The organism is Amycolatopsis thailandensis, from assembly GCF_042723255.1.
In the GTDB taxonomy this organism is placed as follows: domain Bacteria; phylum Actinomycetota; class Actinomycetes; order Mycobacteriales; family Pseudonocardiaceae; genus Amycolatopsis; species Amycolatopsis thailandensis.
In genome coordinates this window covers 1-23,570 of record NZ_JBHXJK010000100.1, presented here as the reverse complement: position 1 = coordinate 23,570, position 23,570 = coordinate 1, and the positions used below count along the sequence as shown (strand labels likewise).

The window sequence follows — 23,570 nt, the reverse complement described above, 5'->3', positions numbered from 1 at the left end:
TCCGCCGACCGAACACCCCACAAGCCCCGAAAGGTGCCTAACCGGGCGCCGGGAACCGGTGCTCGTTCCGGTCGATCTTGGCGTTGGCCGCCTCGATCAGATCCACCCCGAGGCTGTCGGCCAACTGGAGGAGATACAGCGTCACGTCGGCGATTTCGTCGACGACGTTGTGCGCCAGATCAGGGTCGGAACGCCACTTCGCGGACTCCTCCGGAGTGAGCCACTGGAACAGCGAAGTCAGCTCGCCGACTTCGCCGGACAGTGCCATGACGAGGTTCTTCGGTGTGTGGAAAGGCTCCCAGTCCCGGGCGGCGGCGAAGTCGCGAAGGCGCTGGTGCAGGTTCTCGAGAGTCACGTGCCGTGCCTACCAGATCGTCACGGTGCGCTAACGGCCGTATGGCGGACGAGCGTTGACGCGCAATTTGCAACTTGCCTAACGTCGCTCCGCGTCGGGAAACCGATCCGGAAGGAAAGTCTTGACGTACCAGCGAAGCCTTCGCTCTCGCATGCTCTCCATCGCCTTCGTCCCGTGCGCGGCCCTGGTGCTCGTGGCGTTGTTCATCAGCGGATTCCTCGTGCAGCAGGCCATTCAAGACCGGGACGACGCCGAAAGCGGAGCGATCACCATGGTCGGGGCGAGCCGGGGGATCGCGGCGCTGCAACGGGAGCGGGCGGTCGCGTTGCGGGCGCCGGGCAGCCGTTCCGCCACGTATCTCGTGTACGCCGATCGCATCGACACCACGCTTTCGTCCCTGCGCGAGATCGCACGGACGGCTCCTGACGCCGAGGTCGGCTACCAGCAGACGATCGCCGTCGAACTCCTCACCGCCGTCGAAGGGCTGGACCGCAGCGACTCCCTCGCGGTCGCCGGGATCGACGACGAGGGACGGCGGAACTACGCCGCGGCCGTCGGCGCCTATCGGGCCAGGCTCGACGCCGTCGCCGGGAAGATGACGGAAAGTAGTCGTCAGGCGTACCGGAATCTCGTCGCGAGTGTGGACTGGAGCCGGTTCGGCGCGGTCGAAACCGCGTTGAGCGCGGCCACCCCGCCACCGGTCGGCCAGGACGCCTGGCGCGTCGCGGCCGGGGTCGTCGGCCGGTCCCTCGGCGACCTCGCCGCCCGGCAGATCGAGTATTCGGCGCAGATCGCGATCGACGGCGGACGCCGGGTCTTGAGCGGCGCCCTCGCCGCCGCGGCGGCGATCGCGCTGCTCGCGGGGGTCGTGATGGCGATCGTCCTGCAGCTCGCCCGGAGGCTGCCGATCCCGATCATCCGCTGCCCGTCGCGTGTCGAAGTGAGGCCGCCGGACTGGTCACACCTGGTGAGCGATTACGCCGAAAAGAGCACGCTGTTGGCCCACACGAGTCGGCGAACCGGTCGGGCAGACTTGTCCAGGTGAGTTCCACGACGGATCTGCGCCCCTACCTGCGCACCTTGGACGCGGAGACGCTGGCGGACCTGCTGAACGCCCAGGCTGAGCGTGACCCTGCGTTACGACAGGCCTTGGAGAGCCGATTCGTCACCCAGGGGAGTGACCTCGCCGAGGCGCACCGCCTCCTCGACACCGCCGTGATGGCGGGCAACGTCGAGTACGCGGCGAAGGTCGGTTCCGTCCTCGACACGCTTCAGCGCCTTCTCGACGCGGGTAGCCGGGCCGATCTCGCGCCGCTCGCCCGCCGGACGGTGGACGACATCAGCGAGATGCTGGAGCAGATCGACGACGCTTCGGGCGAGGTCGCGGACAGGCTGGACCGGGCCGTCGAGCTGTACGCGCGGGCCTGCGTCGCGCGGCCGCCGGATCCGGAGAGCCTGGCCGAGTGGATCCTCGAAGTGGAGTTCGACGGACCCGGCTGGCCTGCCATCGAGCTGGCGGACTTCGCCTCCGCACTGGGGGACAAGGGGATCGCGCGAATCAAGTCCACTGTGGACAATGTGCTCGCGGAGCATCCGTCCGGCGTGAAACACGAGACGGCCGAGCGGTTGCGCGAGGAGCTGGCGGAGGTGTCCGGCGACGTCGACGCGCTCGTCGCGATCCTCGCCGCCAAGCCGCCGCGGGTCGACGTCAGCCTCAAGATCGTGCGGGTGCTGCGCGCGGCGGGACGGCACAGTGAGGCCATCGCGCACGCGGCGCGGGCGCTCACGCACGACAAGAAGGAAGAGGCTCCTCCGCCCGAAGAGGAACCAGTTCCCTTGTCGCGCAAGGACTTCGACGAGAATCCCGGCGCCGCGACCTACCTCGCCCTGCGCGAGGAGTCGCTGGAAACGGGGCGATGGGTCGCTCAGCGGAAGACCGCGCTGGCCCGGTTGCGGGAGCTCGCGGCCGGAAGCGCGGACGCCGCCGACGAACTCGTCCGCGCGCTGCTCGGCGAGGATCGCGCGGACGAGGCGTGGCGCGCGGCGGTGCGTTTCGGGGCTTCTTTGCCGGTGCGCGTCGAACTCGCGGATTCGCGTTCCGTCGCCCATCCGGCCGAAACCATTCCCGTCTATCGGGACCATGTCGAAGAACTGATCACCCACAAAGATCCGAACTCCTATCGCGAAGCTGCCCGGCAGCTGCGCAAACTCCGCACGGTGCACAAAAAGGCCGGTACGGCTGAAGAATTCAGCTCATACCTGGGCACTTTGGTGGAAATACACAAACGCAAGACGCGGCTGATCGCCGAGGTCAAGGCGGCAAGAATCGCGATTCCGAAACCGGTCAAGGCGTAACCGCTTCCGGCGTCGGTCGTTATTCGAAGTGAACCGAGGAAACACGGCGAAGAAGGTCGAGCCGAACGAGCGGACCGACGAAGTCGCGGTGGTCCCGAACCGGTGTCCGCCCGCGTCCTCCCCGCGACCGGGACACCGCGTTTCGCGCCCGGGACCACCGCGACGAACCGGTTCGAGGACGCGTGAAAACATGTCGCCATGAGTCCGGTCAGTCGTGCCCGCAAGAAGGCAGCTCAGCCCTCCACCCCGAGTGTGACGGGCCTCTTCAAGGACGTCCTCCGGGACTTCTCGACCCTCGGCGCCGAACCCGAGGTGCTCGACGTCGAGCTGCTGACCTCCGAGGTGCTCGGTCAGTGGTGGGAGATCGAGATCGAGGAGGGCGAGACGCCGCTGGGCATGGAGCTCATCGCGTTCGCCGAGCGGAAGATCACCCCGGCCGCGGCCGCGCTGCTCGCCGGGCTGCGGGTCTTCGCCGAGACCGACGAGGAGCGCGAGGCGGCCGCTGCCGCGCTGAACACCGTGCTGGGCCGGGGGATCCCGGAGCCGGAATGGGCCGCGGACCTCGCCGCGGTGACCGTCGGGGACTGCTGGCGGACCGGTGACGTCTTCGGCGACGAGTCCTCCCTGCTCTGTGTCTTCTCCCGCGGCGGCGTCGAGCACGGCCTGCTGGCGCTGGTCGACTTCACCGAGGGCGGCCGGATCCGCGACGTCGTCGTGGTCGACAAGCCCCAGGACGTCCTGGCCGAGATGCGGCAGCAGGCCGCCGACGACCCGGAGCTGGTCACGCTGGAGCGGGTGCTGCCCGAACGCGCCCACCAGCTGCTCGCGGACGGCCTGGCCGCGACGGACGTCGTCGAGGAACCCGACGTCAGCGAGGACTACGCGCGGTTCCACGCGCTCGCGCTGGCCTGGATCCGGGCGCTTCCCGCTCCCGAGCCCTCGCCCGAGATCACCGAATGGCCCGAGCAGGTCCGCGAAGAGGTCGTCGCCGACTTCATCGGGTCCGGGCTCGTGGAGGACACCGACGCGACGCGGTTCTACGCGCGCCTTCTCGTCGATCACGGCTGCGAGACCGAGCCGGGCAGCCCGTTGCGGGTCGGGCCCGAGAAGCTCGCCCGGTTCCTGGAGTCGCTGCTGGACGGCGAGTTCGAGGTCGACGAGGAGTACGAGGAAGCGCTGGAGCCCGCCTTGCTCGGCTGGGTCACCTGGGCTTCCGACCGCGCCGGGCTCCCCGAGCCCGCGCGCGTGGCGCTACTGGAGAGCACGACCGAGTTCCTGGAGGAGTTCGCGCAGGACGAGGACTCCGCGCTCGACGTCTACTTCGACGGTTCCGAGGGGATCGAAGACCCGGCGGAACTCGCGGAGGCGCTCGCGCGCCGGATGTTCGCCGTCCCGACGGTCTACACGGAGATCGGCGACGAGGAGCTGGAACTCGAGCCCGCCGATCCCGAACAGCGCCGTCTGCTGGTGATCGGCGAGCACCCCGAGTACCACGAGGCGCTGGCCGAGGAGACCTTCGACGGCGAGCCGAGGATGCGGCTCGCGCTCAAGACCACGATCGTCGACCAGCTCTGGGCCGACGAGCCCGCCGAGGTCTGGCAGGCCGTGCGGCGGCTGAGCGAGACCGGGCAGGAGCGCGAAGAGATCTTCGATCGCCTTGTCGACGCCCTGGCCGCCCAGCTGACCGAGGCCGGCGAGCACGAGATGGACTACGACGTCGACGACTACCGGAAGGCGCTCGGCGACCTGTCCTGACCTGCACTTTCCCGACGGCCACACCTCTCATGATCTTGCCAACCCCTCTCAACCCGTCTAGTCTGTCTAGATGGAAGCAGCAACCTGGCAAGTGCAGGACGCCAAGCAGCGGCTGAGTGAGCTGCTGCGCCGGGCCGCGGCCGAAGGGCCGCAGTTCGTCACCAAACATGGAGAGGAGGTGGCCGTGGTGCTGGACATCGCGGACTACCGCAGGCTCACCGGAGGCGGTGAGGCCGTCGATTTCAAACTCGTGCTCTCCGGTGAGCAGCACCATCCCGAATACGGGGAGGCGCTGGCCGACGTGCTGGAGGAGATCGCCGCCGAACGTGCGGAGGATCTACCGAGAGATGTCGTGGAGGTGAGCGGGTGAGCTTCCTGCTGGACACGAACATCGTGTCCGAGGCTCGGCGCCGCACCCAGAACCCGGGTTTCGCCCGCTGGTGGGGTGGGGTGTCATCGAGCAGGCTCTATCTGAGCGCGCTGACCATCGGAGAGATCGAGAGGGGGATAAGCAAACTCAGGCATCGAGGAGAACAGGACAGGGAGCGTGCGGACGGGCTGGCCGACTGGCTGGCCGGGCTCACCGCGCAGTTCTCGGAACGGATCCTTCCGGTGACGGCCGAGATCGCGGCCGAATGGGGCAGGCAGTACGCGCCGCGGAAAGTGCCGTCGGTCGACGGGCTGATCGCCGCGACCGCCCGGGTCCACGAGCTGACCCTGGTGACGCGGAACCTCGCCGACATGTCGGGGCTCGGAGCCCAGGTGTACAACCCGTTCGACTGAGCCCGGTTCCGGGAAGTTCCGGTGCCGAGAAACGGATCAAGACGTCCGGACGGCTTGATCGGCCCAGGCGATATTCAGCTCAGGCGATATTCAACTCAGGCGATGTTCAACTCAGGCGATGTTCAACTCAGAGGTGCCGCGGGGGTGCCCTTGCTCTCCGTGACTTGCTGCTTCTTCCGGCGACGGTCCCCGCGGGCGTCGTCGAAGTCGACGACGAAGGCGCCCGCGGCCATGGCCACCAGGAGTGCGAGTCCGAGAATCGAGCCGACCCAGGTCAGGATGATCGAGAACATCGTGAGCCTCCTCCCTGCTCAAAGTCTCTTTTCGAGACCTCTTGAACCCCTGACACAAGGGTCGCCTCGGGGGGCTGTAGCCGGTATCGGCCAACCGGTTACACGTACTGAGCGTTGATCGGCCGATCGGCCGAGGAAAGCCGCTCATCGGTCGCGGTGTGCGACAGGCCGGTGACCGAGGCTCGCCGGTGGTGCGAGGGCTGGTCCTTGTGAGGGAACAGCCGGAAATCGCTCGCGTGAGCGGCTTCCGCCGAAGTGATCTTGAAAGTCGCCGTGAACGATCGCCGTGAGTAGAGATTCCGTGCGTGACCGATCACTCAGTGTCCCCGTTGGCGGCCTCGTCACACATGATCAGAAGCCGCACATCCGAGTTCCGAGTTCCATCACGCGAGTTCCGCCTTCGATCACGCGAGTTCCGGCTTCGAGCACGCGAGTTTCGCCGTCCGATCGAGGATCGACCAGGCCCCGGTTCAGAGTTTGCGCAGCCGGACCCGGTTGATCGCGTGGTCGGCGTCCTTGCGGAGGACGAGGGTCGCGCGGGGCCGCGTCGGCTTGATGTTCTCCATCAGGTTCGGCTCGTTGATCGTGCGCCACAGATGGCGTGCCTCGGCTCGTGCCTCGTCGTCCGGGAGGCCGGCGAAGTGGTGGAAGTGCGACGCGGGGTCCGCGAACGCGGTGTGCCGCAGCTTGAGGAAGCGCTCGACGTACCAGCGTTCGATGTCGGTCGTCGCCGCGTCCACGTAGATCGAGAAGTCGAACAGATCGGAGACGCTGAGCCGAGGGCCGGGCTGGAGGACGTTCAACCCTTCGAGGATCAGGATGTCGGGTCGCTGAACGACCTGTTCCTCGTCGGGAAGGATGTCGTAGGCGAGGTGCGAGTACACCGGCGCGCTGACCCGTTCCGCGCCGGATTTCACCTCGGTGACGAAGCGCAGCAGCGCCCGCCGGTCGTAGCTCTCCGGGAAACCCTTGCGGTGCATGATCCCGCGCCGCACCAGTTCCGCCCGCGGGTGGAGGAACCCGTCGGTGGTGACCAGGTCGACCCTGGGGTGGTCCGGCCAGCGGGCGAGCAGGGTGCGCAGGATGCGCGCGGTGGTCGACTTGCCGACGGCGACGCTTCCGGCGATCCCGATGATGTACGGCACCTTGGTGCCCCGGCTGTCTTCACCGAGAAAGGTGGTGGTGGCTTCGTACAACCGTTGCCGGGCGGCGACCTGGAGATTGATCAGCCGGGAGAGCGGCAGGTAGACCTCGGCGACCTCGGCGAGATCGACCTGTTCGCCGAGACCGCGCAGCCGCAGCAGCTCGGCGGCCGTCAGTGGCAGGGGAGTCGACCTGCGCAACTCGCGCCACTGCTCACGGTGCAGCTCGACGTAGGGACTGAGCTCACGGACCCGCGGCATCGCACACTCCTCGCCCGTCGCCTGCGCTGGCGCCGTACAAAACCGTGTTGACGAGTTCTCGGCGGTGAACGTGCCGCGAACCGGATGAAGCCGCTTTAACGGTAGGGCTTACGGCTCGTGAACGCGCTTCGATGTGATGTACCCCGCTTCGGGGCGTTACCGTCAGTTACGGGGGCGGCCGGGGGCGAAGACCTCGTCCCACGCCGCGGCGACCTGCCGGGCGCACGAGGCGGGCGCGACCCCGCCGACGCCGGTACCGAGTCCGGGCATCGCGATCGTGTGCACCAGATCACGGACCCTGCCCTGGTCGACGCTGCCGTCGCGCCACTGCTGGAACACCGCCCTGGCGGCCAGGTACGGGTGCACGGTGTCGCGCGGGAGGCTTTCGCCGGGTTCCCGCATCGTCGGCGCGCTGATGAGCCAGGCGGGCTCCGCCTCGCCGGTGGGCACGATCACCGCTTCACCGATCGGCAGTTCCCCGCCGTGATAGGCGAGGACGGCGCTGCGCACGTTCTGCTCGACATCCGGGTACGCGCGGGCGTAGACGGCGTCGATGCCGCCGCGCATCCAGCCGTAGGAGTTCGCGGGGCTGACGACGGCCTGTGCGACGACGTCGAGCACGGACCCGCGGTGCACGAAGACCCGGCCGTCCACAGTGTCCGCGACGGTGGTCCAGGCCTGCGCGAGCAGGTCATCGACGGCGCACAGCACCAGCTCCGGAGTGGGACGGTCCGGCAGGGGAGCGAACGAGGAGCCGACATCCTCTCGGCCGGTGTGCGTGCCCGGTTCGGCGGTCACGCCCTAAGCATGGCAAAAAAAGCCACTTGGCGTAACCGGTGCGCGTACCGGCTGTCCGAGTGAAAGTCGCCACCCGCGGCGTGCGTAATCTGGCGGGGTGTCACGGATCGCCTACTTCGGCCCCCAGGGAACCTTCACCGAACAGGCCGCGCGCCGGCTCGCTCCCGGCGAGGAGCTGATCCCCGCCGAGACCATCCCGGCGGCACTGGCCGCGGTGCGTTCGGGCACGGCCGACGCGGCCTGCGTCCCGATCGAGAACTCCGTGGAGGGCGCGGTCACCGCCACCCTCGACAGCCTGAGCGAGGCCGAACCGCTCGTCGCGGTGGCGGAGGCGCTGCTGCCGGTCCACTTCAGCGTGCTGACCCGCCCCGGCACGACCGAGATCCGCACCGTGGCGAGCCACCCGCACGCGCTCGCCCAGGTCCGGCACTGGGTCGAGGCGAACCTGCCCGGCGCGCGTCCGGTCGCGACGTCGTCCACCGCCGCGGCGGCGGTCGCGGTCGACGCGGGCGATTTCGACGCCGCCGTCACCGCGCCGGTCGCCGTCGAGCACTACCCGCTTCAGGTGCTGGCCACCGAGGTCGCCGACGTCCGTGACGCCAAGACCCGGTTCCTGCTGGTCCGCGCGCCCGGCGAGCTGCCGGGGCCGACCGGGGCCGACCGCACGTCGATCGTCGCCGCCGCGACGAACCGGACCGGCGCGCTGGCGGAACTGCTCACCGAGCTGGCGGTCCGCGGGATCAACCTGACCAAGCTGGACGCCCGGCCGACCAGGAACAACTTCGGCGAGTACCGGTTCTTCATCGACTTCGAGGGCCACGTGGCCGAGCCCCGGATCGGCGACGCGCTGGCCGCGTTGCGCCGCCGGTGCCGCAACGTCCGGTTCCTCGGCTCCCACCCGCGCGCGGACAACGGCACGACCGAGATCGAGCCGGGCGCCGCCAACGAGGATTTCACCGACGCGATCGGCTGGGTCGAGTCGGTACGGAAGGGAGCACAGGCGTGAAACTTCTCCTCGTCCGCCACGGCCAGACCGACGGCAACGTGCGGGGCGCGCTGGACACCGCGCTGCCCGGACCGCCGCTCACCGAGCTGGGCCGGGAACAGGCCCGGGACCTCGCGACGCGGCTCGACGGCGAGCCGATCGTCGCGGTCTACGCCTCGCAGGCCGTCCGCGCCCAGCAGACCGCGGCACCGCTGGCCGCCAAGCTCGGTTTCGACGTCCAGGTCGTCGACGGCGTGCACGAGGTCGCCGCCGGAGAGCTCGAAGGCAAGACGGACAAGGACTCGATCACGACCTACATGAGCGTCGTGCGCCAGTGGACGCTCGGCGAACTCGACCCGCCGATCCCCGGCGGCGAGACCGGCACGCAGGTCCGCACCCGGATGCTCGACGCGGTCGCCCGGCTGCGCGCCAAGCACGAACAGGCGGATCCCGACGGCACGGTGGTCCTGGTCAGCCACGGCGGTGCCATCCGGCTGGGCGGCGAATGGCTCGCCGGGAACGTGACCGCCGAGGTCGCCAATCGGGCCCTCATCCCGAACACCGGCGTCGTCGAACTCGTCTCGACCCCGGTCGGCTGGTCCTGCCTCACCTGGGCGGACGTTCCCGTCGAACGCTGACCAGGCACGTTTGCCTCCGCTCCCGCCGGGGAATACACCCCACAAGATCGATTAACACCTTGTGGGGAATTAACCGGTTGAGCGCAACCCACTGGGCGGACAACACGTCTACTGAACGGTGGGTCACCCGGCTACAGGGAGGCGAATGACCATGGTTCGTTCGAAGATCATCTCCATCGGCGGTCTCGTCGCGGGCACCGCCGGGCTCCTGCTGCTCAGCGCCTGCGGTTCGCAAAGCACGCCTGTCGCGCAGAACTCGTCCATGCCGCCGTCCAGTTCGGCGCCGGAGACCTCGGCCGCGCCCAGCGCGAGCTCTTCGAGCCCGGCGCCGACCTCGCAGCCCGCCGAGGCGCCCCCTCCGGCGTCGAAGAGCGACGGGCTCTGCAAGGCGGGGGACGTCAAGCTCTCCGTCGCGGGCGGCGACGGGGCCGCCGGGACGGTGTACCGCACGCTCGTCATCACCAACACGAGCGGGCACCAGTGCACCATCCAGGGCTTCCCCGGCGTCTCCTACGTGACCGGGGCGGACGGCCACCAGGTCGGCGAGGCCGCGTTCCGCACCGGTGACAAGGGCGGGCCGGTCCAGCTGAACAACGGCGAGAGCGCGTCCACGGACATCGGCTTCGTGAACGTCCGCAACTACGACGAGGCGGCCTGCAAGCCCACCGAGACCCGAGGTCTGCGGGTGTACCTGCCGCAGGAGACGGCGTCGAACTTCGTGGCGGTGCAGGGGCTCGGCTGCGCGGGGAAGGTCCCGGGCAACCAGCTGACCGTCAAGACGGTCCACAAGGGCTAGCGAAATCAGAGCTGGGTGCAGAGCTGTTCGGCCTGCGCCACGTGCCGCTGACCGGAGAGGTCGTTGAAGTGCAGGCTGAACACCATCCGGCTGACACCGTCGATGTGTTCGGCCAGCGGCCGGTAGGTGTCGTTGGCGGCGGCCGCCGCGGCGGAGAGTTCGCGCGCGGCCGTCATCCGGTGCAGGACCTCGGGGGCCATCACGGCCACGGTCCGATCGCCGGGGGAGTCGGTGGTGTCCGGGATCGTGCCGACCCTGGCCAGTGCCCGGCACGCGTCTTGCGCGTCTTCGAGAGCCCCCGCGTTGACGCCCGAGAGCGCCCACAGCATGCCGATCACCCCGCCGCCGATCACGAAACCGGCGACGGCCGTGAGCACTTGCGGGCGTCTGGAAGGTTCGGTCGTCTCCACGCCGGCCTCCGGCACCAGTGTCTGCTGCATCGCGGACCTCCCGTCACCAGCTGGCGGTGATGGGCTATTTCAGCACCAAAGGCCTTGGTTTTCACTGGTCTTGGTGGAGAACCCGTACCTCCGTGGCCGTTTCGTCATCGAAGGCGCCTCGCCGTAACGAGACGAACGCGAAACCGGCTACGCCGAACAGCAGCAGCCCCGACATCAGGAACGTCCGGGCAGGGGAGCCGAGGGCGTGGGTGAGGAGCCCGCCGAGCAGCGCGCCGATCGGGATCGCCCCCCAGACGACGGTGCGCCACACGCCGAGGACCCGGCCGAGCAGTTCGCCCGGGACGAGTTTGTGCCGTGCCGTCCCCAGCACGATGTTCACCGCGACGACGGCCGCCGCGAACAGGCCGAACAGGGCCGCTCCGGCGATCGGCGAGCTGGTCAGGCCCATGCCGGTGAACGCCACGCCGCAGCAAGCCGTGCCCCCGATGAGGACCGCGCGACGGCTGGACACCTTGACCAGCCGCGGAGCCACCCCCGCGCCCAGCAAGCCACCGATGCCGCCGACGAACGCGAAGACCCCGAAGGCCGCTTCGCTGAGACGCAGGAAGTCGATCGCGTACAGCACCAGCTGCGCCTGCGCGAGTTCGCTGACCAGGCTGATCAATCCGGCGACGACGACCAGGCGCAGCACCAGCCCGCTGTGCTTCAGCCAGCGGAAACCTTCCGCCAGCTCGGTGCGAAGCGCAGTACGCGAGCTCTCGGAGGCCTCGGTCGAGGGGCGGGCCCGGTAGCTTCCGGCGAGGCCGATCAGCACGACCGCCGCGATCGCGAAGCCCACCGAGTTGAGCAGGAACGGGAAGGCCGCGAAGAGCGCGAAGGTGGCGCTACCGACAGGGCCACCGAGGAAGGTCTGACCGACGATCTCGCAGGCCTGGAGCTTGCTGTTCGCGCCGTCGAGCGAACCCTCGCCGACGACCGCCGGGATGAGCACGTTCGCGGCGCTGTCGGCGACCACCTCCGCGACGCCGATGAGCAGGGCGGCGACGTAGACCATCCAGATCGTCACGCCGCCGGCCGCGACCAGGGCGGCCGTCCCGCCGACGACCACGGCACGGGCGCTGTTCGCGAGGATCATCGCGCGCCGCCGGTCGATCCGGTCCAGGAGCGCGCCCGCCGGGAGCGCGAACAGCAGCCAAGGCAGGAACTGGGTCGCCGAGAGTCCGGCGATGAGCAGCGGATCGCGGGTCAGGGTGACCGCGAGCAGCGGGAACGCGACCTTGCCGATCCCGTCGCCGAGGTTCGACGCCGCACTGGACGCGAGCAGCCAGCGCAACCGCCGGTCCCCGCGCCCGCGCACCGTCGACTCGGCCATGCACCGCCTCCCCAGGCATTCGCCGGCGACGGCCGACGACAACGTGGTCGAAAGTTTAGCGGGGCTGTCGCTCAAGGTGGTGGGGTTGTTACGTCCAGTTAAGAATCCGGAGAACCCTTGGTGCCCGACGCACAAAAGTCACCCACCATGCCGCCTTCGGCGCGGAATCCGCCGGGAGGGAGCAAGGGACCTTTGCTATCGCCCGTCCGGCGGCTCAGCCCCAGCCGAGTTCGTGCAGCCGCGCGTCGTCGATGCCGAAATGGTGGCCGACCTCGTGGACCACCGTGATCAGCACCTCCTCGACCACGTCCTCCTCGGTGTCGCACATTTCCAGCAGCGGGCGCCGGTAGATGGAGATCCGGTCCGGCAGCACCCCGCCGTACTCGTGGGTCCGTTCCGTCAGCGCGACACCGTGGTAGAGCCCCAGGATCGTGGGCGACTCCTCGTTGAACTCCTCGACGAGGACCACCACGTTGTCCATCGCGTCCGCGAACTCGGGCGGGAGCTCGTCCAGCGCCTCCGACACCAGCTCTTCGAAGCGCTGCTGGGTCATTTCGACGGGCACTCCGATCACCCGCCGGTCTTCGGAGCGGAGGAGGAAGCGGGCGGGCCGCCGCCGTCGGAAGGCGGGGCCTCACCGTTGCCGACCTTGACGCTCCCGGTGACCGGAGCGAGCCCCTTGTTGTCCGGCAGGACCGCCGCCACCTTGCAGTTCACCAGCGTCGAACCGGCGTCCCAGCTCTCCTGCTCGCGGACGTCCCAGCTGAGGATGACCTTCTTCGCGGCCAGGTCCGCGTTGCCGGTGTACTCCTGCGAGGCCGTCGAGCATTCGGTGTCCAGCCAGGTGTTCTGCTCTTCCTGAGACGGGTAGCCGTCCTTGAACTTCGTCTTGAGGTCGATCGTCGCGATCATCTCGTACGAATGGGGCTGGGCGCAGTCGATCGGGTCGCCGAAGCTGTTGTTGAGCAGCGCGAGGCAGGTGCCCGGCTCCCACACGGCGGACTGGTCCTGCTCCTTCGCCGGTCCCTTGGTCGGCTGCAGCTTGCCGCCCTGGCCCGCCCATTGCAGACCGCACCGCAGCTGCCTGTCGCCGTCTTCCCACTGCGCGGGCGTCGGCCGGAGCAGGTTCATGCTCAACTTGCCGTACGGATCCAGCGTGCGGCCGAGGTACGGCTTGACGTCGACGGTGCAGCGGGACCGGGAGATCTCCTGCCACTGCTCCAGGTTCGGGCTGGGCACCCCCGCCGGGTACTGCGCGCCGATGTCGACGATGCTGGTGACCTCGAACAAGTGGGACTCCGCGCATGAGACGCGCTTCGCGTCGGTGGCGTCCGGGTTGTTCCAGGTCAGGCAGGTCCCCGGGGGAGACTGGAACGCTTCGGCCGCGGCGGGCGACAGTTTGGGGGCGCCGCCGCCCGCACCGCCCTCCGGGCCCACGTTCCACGAGAAAGCCACACTCAGCGAAAGCGCGATGATCGCGCCCAGGAACACACCGGCCATGACGAGCCGGGTGCGCAGGGTAGTCAGCGCGTTTCGCGGATAACGGAACCGCTCGGCCTGTTGAGACATCCACTCCATGATGCCCGCGCCGCACGTAAGGTGCGCGTACCGGGTGGTTAGTGTTGGACACGGGTTCGGGCCGGCGGGCGATTACGGAGCTTCGATGACGCAGGATGACAACCAGGGGGCACAGACTCCTCAGGAGCCGCCCAAGCGCGGCACCATGCGCTTTCAGGACGGCAGCACGCAGGCGCGGCAGCCGTCGCTCGCCGAGCAGCGGGCGCGACAGCAGGCGCTGGCGGAGCAGGAACGTCAGGAGGCGCTTCAGGCCGAACAGGCCCGCGCCGCCGAGAAGAAGTCTTCGACCAAGAAGAAACTCCTGATCGGGACCGGTGTGACCGTCGGTCTGGTCGGTCTGGTCGCGACGTTCTACACCGTCGCGAAGCCAAAAGAGGTCACGGCGGTCTGCGCCGCCAAAGACACCGACATCATCAACGACGACCAGAACTGCGACGAGCGGTACGTGACGTCGCACGGTGGTTACACCAGTGGCGGCTTCTTCTTCCTGCCGATCGTCGGTGGCGGCTACAACAGCTACCGCTACAACTACGGCGGCACCGGTGCCATCGGGCAGCGCGTGTCCGGCGGCTCGTACACCGCGCCGTCGAACGCGAACGTCAGCACCAAATCGGGCAAGTCCGTCCAGCGTGGCGGGTTCGGCATCAGCGGCAAGAGCGGTACCTCCGGCGGTACCGGCAAGAGCGGGGGCTCGTAGTTGTATCGGGATTCCAAGCCGCCCCGGCGGGATTGGCAGCGCATCGTCGAGGAACAGGGCCTGGTCTTCGGCACCCCCGCCCGTGACGGCGCCGGCAAGTCCAGGCCGTACTGGGACGAGTCGGTCCACTACGTCTTCGACATGGACGAGATCCTGTCCGTCGAGGCGGACGTCGAACTGCTGCACTCGATGTGCCTCGAAGCCGTCGACAACGTGATCACCACCGAGCAGTACCACCGCTTCGGCATCCCCGAGTGGGTCTGGCCGCATATCGCGGAGTCGTGGAAGCGGCAGGATCCGCACGTCTACGGCCGGTTCGACCTGCGCTACGACGGCAAGAGCCCGGCGAAGCTGCTCGAATACAACGCCGACACCCCGACTTCGCTGCTCGAAGCCGCGGTACTCCAGTGGCACTGGAAGACCGCGGTCTTCCCCGACGACGACCAGTGGAACTCGATCCACGAGAAGCTGGTCGAGCGCTGGGGCGAGCTCGCCGAAAAGCTGCCCTCCAACGAGCTGCACTTCACCTGGTCGTCCGCCGATCCGTCCGGTGAGGACCACGTGACGACGGCGTACCTGCAGGAGACCGCGGCCGAGGCCGGACTCGACACCGTCGGCCTGTCGATCGAGGAGATCGGCTGGGACCCGGTGCTCAAGCGGTTCGTCGACCTCGAAGAGGCGCAGATGGCGACAGTGGTGAAGCTCTACCCGTGGGAATGGGTGGTCGACGAGGAGTTCGGCCGCTTCGCCGTCGAGACCATGCCGCGCACGCTGTGGGTCGAGCCGCTGTGGAAGATGATCCTCTCCAACAAGACGCTGCTCGCGATCCTGTGGGAGAACTACCCGGGCCACCCGAACCTGCTGCCCGCCTTCGCCGACGACCCCGGTCTGCTGACCGAGTACGTCCGCAAGCCGAAACTCGGCCGCGAGGGCGCGAACGTGCAGATCGTCGCCACCGGGTACGAGACGCAGACCGACGGTGTCTACGGCGCGGAAGGGTACGTCTACCAGGCGTTCGACCCGCTCCCGGAGTTCCAGGGCTACCGCCCCGCGCTGGGCGCGTGGATCGTCGGGGACCAGGCCGCCGGCCTCGGGATCCGCGAGACCGCGGGCCTCGTCACGGACGACGGTGCGGCGTTCGTCCCGCACCGCATCGTCGAGACGTGATAGAAGCAACCGCACAAACCTGACATTCTCGACCTTGTACCTCTCCGGGAGAACGCTGTGACCACCACCCTTGCGCTGTCCGACACGTTCGGCTCCGACCTCGTGCGGGGGATCGGCGCGATCCTGCTGTACGGCGTCGTCGGCCTGCTGATGATGTTCGCCGGGTTCTGGGCGATCGACTGGACCACGCCCGGCAAGCTGTCCCAGCTGGTCACCCGCGGCCTCCCGAACGCGGTCATCGTCACCGCGTCGGGCCTGCTTTCGATGGCCTTCATCATCGTCGTGGCGATCGCGAACTCCGCCAGCGATCTGACCGAGGGCCTCATCACCTCGCTGGTCTACGGCCTGCTCGGCATCATCGTGCAGGTGCTCGCGGTCCGGCTGCTGGAGTGGGCGACCCGGATCGACATCCGCTCGACCATCGAGAGCGAGAAGTTCGCCCCGGCCAGCGTCGTGGTGGCCTCCGCGCACCTGGCCCTCGGCCTGATCGTGGCCGTCGCCATCTCGTGATCTTCTGACGTCCGCAATCGGCATGGGCGCACGATTCCCACTACCGTGGGAGTCGTGCGCCTTTTGAGGACTCCGGACGACCGGTTCTCGGACCTACCCGATTTCGACTTCGAACCGCGCTACGCGGAACTCGTCGACCTTCACGGCGGCGTGATCAGAGTGGGTTACGTGGAGGCCGGACCCGAGGACGGGCCACCCGTCCTCCTGCTGCACGGTGAACCCACCTGGTCCTACCTCTACCGCAAGGTCATCCCGGTGCTCGCCGACGCCGGACTGCGCGCCATCGCGCCCGACCTGGTCGGCTTCGGTCGATCCGACAAACCCGGCGACATGGTCGACCACACCTACCAACGGCACGTCGAATGGATGCGCGCGTTCGCCTTCGACGTGCTCGACCTGACCGACGTCACCCTGGTCGGCCAGGACTGGGGCGGCCTGATCGGCCTCCGGCTGGTCGCCGAGAACCCCGACCGCTTCGCCCGGGTCGTCGCGGCCAACACCGGCCTCCCCACCGGCGACGGCGACATGCCGGAGATCTGGCACAAGTTCCGCGAGACCATGGAGAACGCCCAGGTCATCGACGTCGGACGGTTCGTCCAGTCGGGCTGCCAGACCAAGCTGTCCGAGGGAGTGCGCGCCGCCTACGACGCGCCCTTCCCGAACGAGATGTACAAGGCCGCGCCGCGCGCGATGCCGTCGCTCGTCCCGATCACCCCGGACGACCCGGCGTCGGCCGCCAACCGGGCCGCGCTGAAGGTCCTCACGGAACTGGACAAGCCGTTCCTGGTCTCGTTCTCCGACGGCGACCCGATCACCGCGCCTTGGGGCCTCGAACTGCGGGCCTCGATGCGCGGCGCCCGGGAACTCGAGCATCCGACGATCACCGGCGCCGGGCACTTCCTCCAGGAAGACGCCGGTGGGCGGCTGGGCGAGGTCATCGCCCGCTTCGCGACCTCCTGACGCTTGCCGGAAGACGCGTGATCGAAGGCCGAACACGCGTGACCGAGAGCGGATCTCGCGTGCTTGGAGACGGAACTCGGGTGTTCCGCCCCCAAACACGCGAGATCCGGCTGCAGACACGCGTCTGACGGACGGCGCGCCCGCTTTCGCCCGTTTCCGGAGTGCGGACGCGTGTCATGAGGGGTCCCCTTAAGACGAAATTTGTCCTAAGGGGACCCCTCATGACATTTGTCAGGAGATGGCGGCCAGGGAGTCGGTGATGATCCCGAGGCCTTCCGCGGCCTCATCGGCGGTGAGCGTCATCGGCGGCGCGATCCGCAGCACGTTGCCGTGCAGCCCGCCCTTGCCGATCAGCAGCCCGCGCGCCTTGGTCTCCTCCATCATCCGCGCCGCGGCTCCCGGGTCGGGCTCGAGGCCGCCCGGCCGCACCAGCTCGACGCCGATCATCAGGCCCTTGCCGCGGACGTCCCCGATCAGCGGATGCCCCGAAGCTCGCAGACCGGACAGCAGCTCGTTGCCCCGCGCGAGCGCGTTGGCCTGGAGGTCGTGGTCGGCGATGTGGTCGAGCACCGCGGCCGCGCCCGCCATCGCGACCGGGTTGCCGCCGAAGGTCGAGATCGAGTTCGCGGTCAGGCAGTCGACGAGGTCGCCCCGGGCGACGAGACCGCCGATCGCGAGGCCGTTGCCGAGCCCCTTCGCGAAGGTCATCGCGTCAGGGACGACGTCGTGCGCCTGGATCCCCCAGTAGTGCTCCCCGGTCCGGCCCCAGCCGGTCTGGACCTCGTCGGAGACGAACAGGATCCCGTACTGGTCGAGGACCTCCTTCATCGCCTTGAACAGGCCGTCCGGCGGCGAGCTGAACCCGCCGACCCCCTGGATCGGCTCGGCGATCATGCAGGCGACGTCGCCAGAAGTGCCCGTCTCCAGCACGTCGACCAGATCCGCGACGCACGCATCGATGTACTCCGTGTCCGAAAGCGCCCGGAACGGGCTGCGGTACCGGTAGCCGCCGTGCACGTAGCTCACCTTCACCGGGCTGAGCGACGACGCCGACCAGCCGCGGTTGCCCGTGATGCCGACCGTCGCGAACGACCGCCCGTGGTACGAGTTCCGCATCGCCAGCACCTGGTTGCTGCGCCGGTACTGGGTGGCGAGCATGAGCGCGGTGTCGTTGGCTTCGGTCCCGGAGTTGGTGAAGAACACCTTCGCGTCCGGGATGCCGGAGAGCTTCGCGATCCGCTCGGCCAGTTCGACCTGCGAGCGGATCAGGTACAGCGTCGAGGTGTGCAGGATCCCGGTGTCGAGCTGCTTGCGCACGGCGTCGCTGATCGCCGAGACGTCGTAGCCCATCGAGTTCGTCAGGATGCCCGCGAAGAAGTCGAGATAGCTCCGCCCGGTCGAGTCGATGACCCGGCGGTCCTGCGCGTGCACGATCTCGATCGGCTCGTCGTAGTAGAGCGCCAGCCACGACGGCAGTACCGCCTTGTGCCGCGCCAGCAGGTCCGCATCGGTCATCGGGTTTCTCCGTCCGCAGCAGGGAATCCGGGGCCGGGCTCAGTATGGGGACGGCCCGAAACGAGCGACAACGATCAGACTGTCGGGTTCTCCGCGGCGGCCCGCACAGTCTGTACGGGGAAACTGCCTCGAAGTGCGCGAAGGCCACGGACTACCCTCAGCTCTCGTGATTGACCCCAGGACTCTGCGCGATGACCCGGACGTCGTGCGCGCTTCGCAGCGCGCCCGTGGCGAGGACGAAGGAGTGGTCGACAAGCTGCTCTCCCTCGACTCCCGCCGCCGGTCTTCGATCGCCGCCGCCAACACGCTGCGCGCCGAGCAGAAGTCGCTGGGCAAGCTCGTCCCGAAGGCGCAAGGCGACGAACGGGCCGCGCTGCTCGCCAAGGCGAAGGACCTCGCCGCCCAGGTGAAGGCCGCCGAGGTCGAGCAGACCGAGGCTTCGGAGGAGTTCGAGCAGCTGCACCGCGTGGTGCCGAACCTCGTCCACCCCGACGCGCCCGAAGGCGGCGAGGACGACTTCGTCGTGCTCAAGCACGTCGGCGAGCCGAAGAAGTTCGACTTCAAGCCCAAGGATCACCTCGAACTCTGCGAGGGCCTCGGCGCGCTCGACATGGAGCGCGGCGCGAAGGTCTCGGGCTCGCGGTTCTACTTCCTCACCGGCATCGGCGCCCAGCTGCAGCTCGGCCTGCTGAACATGGCCATCGCGCAGGCGAGCGCGAACGGCTTCACCCCGATGATCACGCCGACCCTGGTCCGGCCGGAGATCATGGCGGGCACCGGATTCCTCGGCGCGCACTCGTCGGAGGTCTACCGGCTGCGTGACGACGACCTGTACCTCGTCGGCACCTCCGAGGTCCCGCTCGCCGGCTACCACGCCGACGAGATCCTCGACCTCGGCGACGGCGCGAAGCGCTACGCGGGCTGGTCGTCCTGCTACCGCCGCGAGGCCGGTTCTTATGGCAAGGACACCCGCGGCATCATCCGCGTCCACCAGTTCGACAAGGTCGAGATGTTCGTCTACACGCGTCCCGAGGACGCCGAGGCCGAGCACGCGCGCCTGCTGGACTGGGAAGAGCAGATGCTCGCCAAGATCGAGGTCCCGTACCGGGTGATCGACACCGCCACCGGCGACCTCGGCACGTCGGCGTACCGGAAGTTCGACTGCGAGGCGTGGGTGCCGTCGCAGGAGGCCTACCGCGAGCTGACCTCGACGTCGAACTGCACGACGTTCCAGGCCCGCCGCCTCGGCATCCGCTACCGCGACGAAGACGGCCGCCCGCAGACCGTCGCCACGCTGAACGGCACGCTCGCCACCACCAGGTGGATCGTCGCGATCCTGGAGAACCACCAGCTCGAAGACGGTTCCGTCCGGGTCCCCGAAGCGCTTCGTCCCTTCCTCGGCGGAACCGAGGTGCTCACGCCGACATCGAAGTAGGGTCCGCGCCGAGGAGGGCCCCAGCATGAACCGCCATCGCAAGCCCGATCACCGCGCTCTTCGCGGCGGTCCTCCTGCTCGGCGGATGTTCCGAGACGATTTCGGGGACGGCGTCGCCGGTGCCCGGCCAGGGGCCGGTGCTCACCAAGGCGGCGCCGTGCTCGTTGCTCACCCCTGGACACGCCGACGCGCTCGGCCTGAAGCTGCCCGACGGGCAGCCGGACCCGAAGATCGTCGCGCCGCCGGGCAGCGGAAACCCGAACCTTCCTCCCTGAAGTACTGCACGGCCGCGCTGCCGATCACCGCGACGTCCACGGTGAAGGGTCTCCAGCGGCCATTGGGACGACGAGGCGAAGGCCTGTGACCTGCTGCGGGCCGCGCTGCCGACGGTGAGCGCGGCGCTGCCCGCCGGTTCGTGAACGGCGGCCGCGCACAAGTAGTGTGCGAGCCGAAGATGGAGGGGACGCATGCGGTTTCGGAATTCGCTCGCGATCGGGCTGACGGTGCTGGCGCTCGGCGGCTGCACGTCGACGATTCCAGGTACGGCCTCGCCGGTGCCCGGACAGGGGCCGGTGATCACGAAAGCCGAGCCGTGCGCGTTGCTGACGCAGGACCACGCGAACGCGCTGGGAGTCACGTACCCCGGTGAGGAACGCGCCGCCAAGCCCGATCAGAAGACCCCCGCGGTCTGCCGGTTCCGGAAGCTGGAGGACGTCAGGAAGGCGTCGAACCTCGAGGTCTCGTTGAGCAAGGACCTGTCCTTGAACGAGTACATGAACGGCGCGCAGTCCGGCGAGAAGTTCGGGATCGGCGGTTTCACCTGGACGCGGTACGCCACCATCCTCGGCCCGGACTACTGCTCGCTGAGCACGGAACTCACCCCGGACTCCTTCGTGGAGATCGCCAGCGAGAGCCCCGATCACACCGAGGGCAACGCGTGCGACCTGGCCAAGGCGGCGGCCCCGGCCGTGGCGTCGAAGCTGCCGGGCGGACAGCAGGATCCGCAGATCACCGCTCCGCCCGGGCAGAAGCCCGCCGAGCCGGGCGGGCCGCTCGTGACCACCGACCCGTGCGCCATGCTCAAGCCCGAGCAGACCGCCCAGCTGCGCCTCGGCCCGACCGGTGAGCCGATGAAGTCCAGTTCCGACCCGAACCAGACCGGCTGCGAGTGGGCCGACACGGACGGCGACAAGGGCGAAAAGGCCTTCGACCTGTGGTTCTACACGTCGAAGGCGATCGACGAGGCGCCGTCGCTGATCACGCAGGGCGAACCGCAGGACTTCGACTCCGGCGACCGCAAGTGGAAGCTCTACACCGAGTCGGGCAGCAAGCTGTGCGCGGCCGGTCTCGCGATCACCGCGACGTCGACGGTGGCGATCATCGCGGGCAACCTCGACGACCCCGCGAAGGCGTGCGACGTCATCAAGGCCGCCGTGCCGCTGCTGAACGCGAACCTGCCGCCGTCCTCCTAGGAGCTCACCTCGTCGGCGATGTGCTTCGCGATCTCCAGCGCGCTGGTCGCCGCCGGCGAGGGCGCGTTGAGGACGTGCACCTGGTTCCGCGCGGTCTCGATCAGGAAGTCGTCGACGAGCGCGCCGTCCGGGCGCAGCGCCTGTGCCCGGACGCCGGAGCCGTGCCGCACGATGTCGTCCTCGGTGACGGCGGGAACGAGCCGCGCGAGGCTTTCGGCGAAGCGGCGGCGCGAGAACGACCGGCGGACCTCGTCGAGCCCCGTCGGGTACGCGTACTTGCGCGCGAGCCGCCAGACGCCGGGGAAGCGGGCGACCTCGGCGAGATCCTTCGCGGAGAAGTCGCGCCACGTGTAGCCCTCGCGGCGCAGCGCCAGCACGGCGTTGGGGCCGGCGTGCACGCTGCCGTCGAGCATGCGGGTCAGGTGCACGCCGAGGAACGGCAGTGACGCGTCCGGGACCGGGTAGATCAGGCCGCGCACCAGATGGCGGCGTTCGGGCTTGAGCTCGTAGTACTCGCCGCGGAACGGCACGATCCGCGCGCTCGGGGTGAGCCCGGCGAGTCGCGCGACGCGGTCCGCGTGCAGGCCCGCGCAGTTGACGAGCGCGTCCGCGTGGATCACCTCGTCGCCGGTCGCCACCTCGACGCCGCCGGTGCGGCCCGGGCGGATCCCCAGCGCGGACGTGCCGAGCCGGAGGTCGGCGTCGGACTCGTCGAGCAGCCGCACGAGCGCGGAGCAGACGGCGGGGAAGTCGATGATGCCGGTGGATTCCACGCGCAGCGCGGCGACGCACGAGACCTCGGGCTCGTACTCCCGGGCCTCGCTCGGCGTGATCAGCTTGGCCGGGACGCCGTTCGCTTCGGCCCGTTCGGCGAGCACCTTCAGCGCCGGGAGCTCCGCTTCGGAGGTGGTGACGACGAGTTTGCCGCACACCTCGACCGGCACCCCGTACTGCCGCGCGAAGTCCACAATGGACCGATTGCCCGCGGTGGACATCCTCGCCTTGAAGGATCCCGGCTTGTAGTAGAGCCCCGCGTGCACGACGTTCGAGTTGTGCCCCGTCTGGTGGGCCGCCCAGCGGTCCTCCTTTTCGAGCACCGTGACGTCCAGGCCTCTTCTGGTCAGTTCCCAGGCTGTGGCGAGACCGACGATCCCGCCCCCGATGACTACGACTGTGCGCACGATCGACCAGGTTACCCGGAGCGCTACCTGACAAGCGTCAGGTTGACTGGTAGCGTACCTGACCGATGTCAGGTAAACGGTTGAGCAAGGACGAACGCCGGGAGCGGATCCTGGCCGCGGCGGCGCGGGTGTTCGCCGCGTCCGGGTACGACGCGGCGGGAATGCGCGAGGTCGCGACGGCGGCCGGGATCAGCACGCCCGTGCTCTACGACCATTTCCCGTCCAAGGCGGCGCTGTACGCGGGCCTGCTGGAGTCCGAAGTGGACAGTCTGCTGGCCGGCTGGGAAAGCCTGCCGCCGTCGGAGACCGCCGAGGAGCTGCTGCGCGGCCGGGTGGCGGCGATCTTCGCCTGGATGGAGACGAACGAACGCGGCTGGCGGATGATCTTCGCCGAGACGCCGTCCGACGAGGGTGTCGCCGAGGTGCACCGGCGCGGGCAGGCCAGGGCGACCGGGCGGCTGACCGAGGTGTTCGCCCGGGTCCCCGGCCTGGCGCTGACCGCGGACCTGCCGCGCGACCGCGCGAACGAGGCTCTCGCCGAAGCGGCGAAGAGCGCACTGAACGCCATCGCCACCTGGTGGTGGAGCAACCGCGACATCCCGCGGGAGCAAGTCGTCGCGCTCACGACGGATCTGTTGTGGCGCGGTCTGGGGAATCTGATCCAGGAGGACGTATGAGCACCGAGACCACCGAGCGGTACCGCCGGGCCCTCGAGACCCGGGACGTCGAACTCGCGCTGAGCGGTTTCGCGCCGGACGTGATCGTGCATTCGCCGCTGACGAGCCGGGTCCGGTTCACCGGGCACGCGGAACTCAAGCCGCTGCTGGAAGTCGCCTACACGCATCTGCGCGACGTGCGGTTCCACACCGACACCGGCGACGCGACGACGCGGGTGGTCGTCTACACCGCGCGGATCGGCGCGGAGGAGATCGAAGAGGCGGCGGTGCTGAAAATCGGCGAGGACGGGCTCATCACCGAGGTGACGCTGTTCGTGCGGCCGCTGCCCGGCCTCGTCGCGCTGATGGACGCCTTCGGCCCGGACATCGCGCGCCGCAACGGGCGCGAGTTCGCGGCCAGGCTGCTGTGCCTGGCCGCGCAACCGTTGATGGACCTGGTGCGGG

The 23,570-nt window shown here is 69.0% G+C and carries 27 protein-coding genes; 17 read left to right on the top strand and 10 right to left on the bottom strand.

Going from position 1 to position 23,570, the window contains the following annotated elements; genetic code table 11:
* Window positions 1-37: 37 nt before the first annotated feature.
* Window positions 38-355 carry a nucleotide pyrophosphohydrolase gene (locus ACFWMR_RS31050; protein WP_378275373.1) on the bottom strand — a complete coding sequence of 106 codons (318 nt, stop codon included), beginning with the start codon at window positions 353-355 and terminating at the stop codon, window positions 38-40.
* Between the two features lie 151 nt (window positions 356-506).
* Between ACFWMR_RS31050 and ACFWMR_RS31045 the strand changes: the two genes are divergently transcribed.
* From ACFWMR_RS31045 to ACFWMR_RS31025, 5 genes are all read left to right on the top strand, one after another.
* Window positions 507-1,400, top strand: a complete 894-nt coding sequence (locus ACFWMR_RS31045) for a nitrate- and nitrite sensing domain-containing protein (protein ID WP_378380940.1) — start codon at window positions 507-509, stop codon at window positions 1,398-1,400.
* Complete coding sequence (locus ACFWMR_RS31040; protein WP_378380939.1) at window positions 1,397-2,710, top strand: hypothetical protein; 1,314 nt, start codon at window positions 1,397-1,399, stop codon at window positions 2,708-2,710. The genes ACFWMR_RS31045 and ACFWMR_RS31040 overlap by 4 nt, the downstream gene beginning before the upstream one ends.
* Window positions 2,711-2,908: 198 nt before the next feature.
* A complete protein-coding gene (locus tag ACFWMR_RS31035; protein WP_093936397.1) occupies window positions 2,909-4,465 on the top strand; it encodes a DUF1841 family protein in 1,557 nt (518 codons plus the stop codon).
* Window positions 4,466-4,535: 70 nt separating this feature from the next.
* A complete protein-coding gene (locus ACFWMR_RS31030) occupies window positions 4,536-4,835 on the top strand; it encodes a type II toxin-antitoxin system Phd/YefM family antitoxin (RefSeq protein ID WP_378380938.1) in 300 nt (99 codons plus the stop codon).
* Complete coding sequence (locus ACFWMR_RS31025) at window positions 4,832-5,248, top strand: type II toxin-antitoxin system VapC family toxin (protein ID WP_378380937.1); 417 nt, start codon at window positions 4,832-4,834, stop codon at window positions 5,246-5,248. Before ACFWMR_RS31030 ends, ACFWMR_RS31025 begins: the two co-directional genes overlap by 4 nt.
* Before the next feature lie 122 nt (window positions 5,249-5,370).
* On the opposite strand, the gene ACFWMR_RS31020 is transcribed toward ACFWMR_RS31025, so the two are convergent.
* The 3 genes from ACFWMR_RS31020 to ACFWMR_RS31010 form a co-directional block, all read right to left on the bottom strand.
* Window positions 5,371-5,541, bottom strand: coding sequence for a hypothetical protein (locus tag ACFWMR_RS31020; RefSeq protein WP_167406261.1), 171 nt, complete (start codon window positions 5,539-5,541; stop codon window positions 5,371-5,373).
* Between the two features lie 470 nt (window positions 5,542-6,011).
* Window positions 6,012-6,944, bottom strand: coding sequence for a type I pantothenate kinase (gene coaA / locus ACFWMR_RS31015; RefSeq protein WP_093936394.1), 933 nt, complete (start codon window positions 6,942-6,944; stop codon window positions 6,012-6,014).
* Window positions 6,945-7,106: 162 nt separating this feature from the next.
* A complete protein-coding gene (locus tag ACFWMR_RS31010) occupies window positions 7,107-7,742 on the bottom strand; it encodes a macro domain-containing protein (RefSeq protein WP_093936393.1) in 636 nt (211 codons plus the stop codon).
* 97 nt (window positions 7,743-7,839) lie between these two features.
* Between ACFWMR_RS31010 and pheA the strand changes: the two genes are divergently transcribed.
* The 3 genes from pheA (at window position 7,840) to ACFWMR_RS30995 (ending at window position 10,161) form a co-directional block, all read left to right on the top strand.
* Window positions 7,840-8,748, top strand: coding sequence for a prephenate dehydratase (gene pheA, locus ACFWMR_RS31005; RefSeq protein ID WP_378380936.1), 909 nt, complete (start codon window positions 7,840-7,842; stop codon window positions 8,746-8,748).
* Window positions 8,745-9,365, top strand: a complete 621-nt coding sequence (locus ACFWMR_RS31000) for a histidine phosphatase family protein (protein ID WP_378380935.1) — start codon at window positions 8,745-8,747, stop codon at window positions 9,363-9,365. The genes pheA and ACFWMR_RS31000 overlap by 4 nt, the downstream gene beginning before the upstream one ends.
* Window positions 9,366-9,510: 145 nt before the next feature.
* The gene (locus ACFWMR_RS30995; protein ID WP_093936390.1) at window positions 9,511-10,161 is read left to right on the top strand and encodes a DUF4232 domain-containing protein; all 651 of its coding nucleotides are present in this window, start codon (window positions 9,511-9,513) and stop codon (window positions 10,159-10,161) included.
* A gap of 5 nt (window positions 10,162-10,166) precedes the next feature.
* On the opposite strand, the gene ACFWMR_RS30990 is transcribed toward ACFWMR_RS30995, so the two are convergent.
* From ACFWMR_RS30990 to ACFWMR_RS30975, 4 genes are all read right to left on the bottom strand, one after another.
* Window positions 10,167-10,601 (bottom strand): hypothetical protein, encoded by a 435-nt coding sequence (locus ACFWMR_RS30990; protein ID WP_378380934.1) that lies wholly within the window; start codon window positions 10,599-10,601, stop codon window positions 10,167-10,169.
* A gap of 61 nt (window positions 10,602-10,662) precedes the next feature.
* Window positions 10,663-11,934 carry an MFS transporter gene (locus ACFWMR_RS30985; RefSeq protein WP_378380933.1) on the bottom strand — a complete coding sequence of 424 codons (1,272 nt, stop codon included), beginning with the start codon at window positions 11,932-11,934 and terminating at the stop codon, window positions 10,663-10,665.
* Between the two features lie 214 nt (window positions 11,935-12,148).
* Window positions 12,149-12,499, bottom strand: coding sequence for a metallopeptidase family protein (locus tag ACFWMR_RS30980; protein ID WP_093936420.1), 351 nt, complete (start codon window positions 12,497-12,499; stop codon window positions 12,149-12,151).
* Between the two features lie 5 nt (window positions 12,500-12,504).
* Entirely contained in the window at window positions 12,505-13,503 is a 999-nt protein-coding gene (locus ACFWMR_RS30975; protein ID WP_378380932.1) for a septum formation family protein, read from the bottom strand.
* A 94-nt stretch (window positions 13,504-13,597) separates the two neighbouring features.
* Between ACFWMR_RS30975 and ACFWMR_RS30970 the strand changes: the two genes are divergently transcribed.
* Genes ACFWMR_RS30970 through ACFWMR_RS30955 form a run of 4 tightly spaced genes read left to right on the top strand, consistent with a single transcriptional unit; the run spans window position 13,598 to window position 16,846 of the window.
* On the top strand, window positions 13,598-14,209 hold the full coding sequence (locus ACFWMR_RS30970; RefSeq protein ID WP_378380931.1) for a hypothetical protein: 612 nt from the start codon (window positions 13,598-13,600) through the stop codon (window positions 14,207-14,209).
* Window positions 14,210-15,376, top strand: a complete 1,167-nt coding sequence (locus tag ACFWMR_RS30965; RefSeq protein WP_378275385.1) for a glutathionylspermidine synthase family protein — start codon at window positions 14,210-14,212, stop codon at window positions 15,374-15,376.
* Window positions 15,377-15,433: 57 nt separating this feature from the next.
* Complete coding sequence (locus tag ACFWMR_RS30960; protein WP_005149563.1) at window positions 15,434-15,886, top strand: DUF350 domain-containing protein; 453 nt, start codon at window positions 15,434-15,436, stop codon at window positions 15,884-15,886.
* A 54-nt stretch (window positions 15,887-15,940) separates the two neighbouring features.
* Window positions 15,941-16,846, top strand: coding sequence for a haloalkane dehalogenase (locus ACFWMR_RS30955; protein ID WP_378380930.1), 906 nt, complete (start codon window positions 15,941-15,943; stop codon window positions 16,844-16,846).
* 231 nt (window positions 16,847-17,077) lie between these two features.
* On the opposite strand, the gene ACFWMR_RS30950 is transcribed toward ACFWMR_RS30955, so the two are convergent.
* Window positions 17,078-18,361, bottom strand: coding sequence for an aspartate aminotransferase family protein (locus tag ACFWMR_RS30950; RefSeq protein ID WP_378380929.1), 1,284 nt, complete (start codon window positions 18,359-18,361; stop codon window positions 17,078-17,080).
* A gap of 166 nt (window positions 18,362-18,527) precedes the next feature.
* Between ACFWMR_RS30950 and serS the strand changes: the two genes are divergently transcribed.
* The 3 genes from serS (at window position 18,528) to ACFWMR_RS30935 (ending at window position 21,268) form a co-directional block, all read left to right on the top strand.
* Window positions 18,528-19,796, top strand: a complete 1,269-nt coding sequence (serS, locus tag ACFWMR_RS30945) for a serine--tRNA ligase (RefSeq protein ID WP_093936384.1) — start codon at window positions 18,528-18,530, stop codon at window positions 19,794-19,796.
* Between the two features lie 119 nt (window positions 19,797-19,915).
* The gene (locus ACFWMR_RS30940; RefSeq protein ID WP_378380928.1) at window positions 19,916-20,071 is read left to right on the top strand and encodes a hypothetical protein; all 156 of its coding nucleotides are present in this window, start codon (window positions 19,916-19,918) and stop codon (window positions 20,069-20,071) included.
* A 192-nt stretch (window positions 20,072-20,263) separates the two neighbouring features.
* A complete protein-coding gene (locus ACFWMR_RS30935; protein ID WP_093936383.1) occupies window positions 20,264-21,268 on the top strand; it encodes a DUF3558 family protein in 1,005 nt (334 codons plus the stop codon).
* Here the strand turns inward: ACFWMR_RS30935 and lhgO are convergent.
* Window positions 21,265-22,521, bottom strand: coding sequence for an L-2-hydroxyglutarate oxidase (gene lhgO / locus ACFWMR_RS30930; protein WP_378380948.1), 1,257 nt, complete (start codon window positions 22,519-22,521; stop codon window positions 21,265-21,267). The genes ACFWMR_RS30935 and lhgO overlap by 4 nt on opposite strands.
* A gap of 8 nt (window positions 22,522-22,529) precedes the next feature.
* Here lhgO and ACFWMR_RS30925 point away from each other — a divergent pair, with 8 nt between their 5' ends.
* On the top strand, window positions 22,530-23,126 hold the full coding sequence (locus ACFWMR_RS30925; protein ID WP_378278797.1) for a TetR/AcrR family transcriptional regulator: 597 nt from the start codon (window positions 22,530-22,532) through the stop codon (window positions 23,124-23,126).
* On the top strand, window positions 23,123-23,570 hold a 448-nt coding region (locus ACFWMR_RS30920), incomplete at its 3' end, for a nuclear transport factor 2 family protein (RefSeq protein WP_378380927.1). The genes ACFWMR_RS30925 and ACFWMR_RS30920, both read left to right, overlap by 4 nt.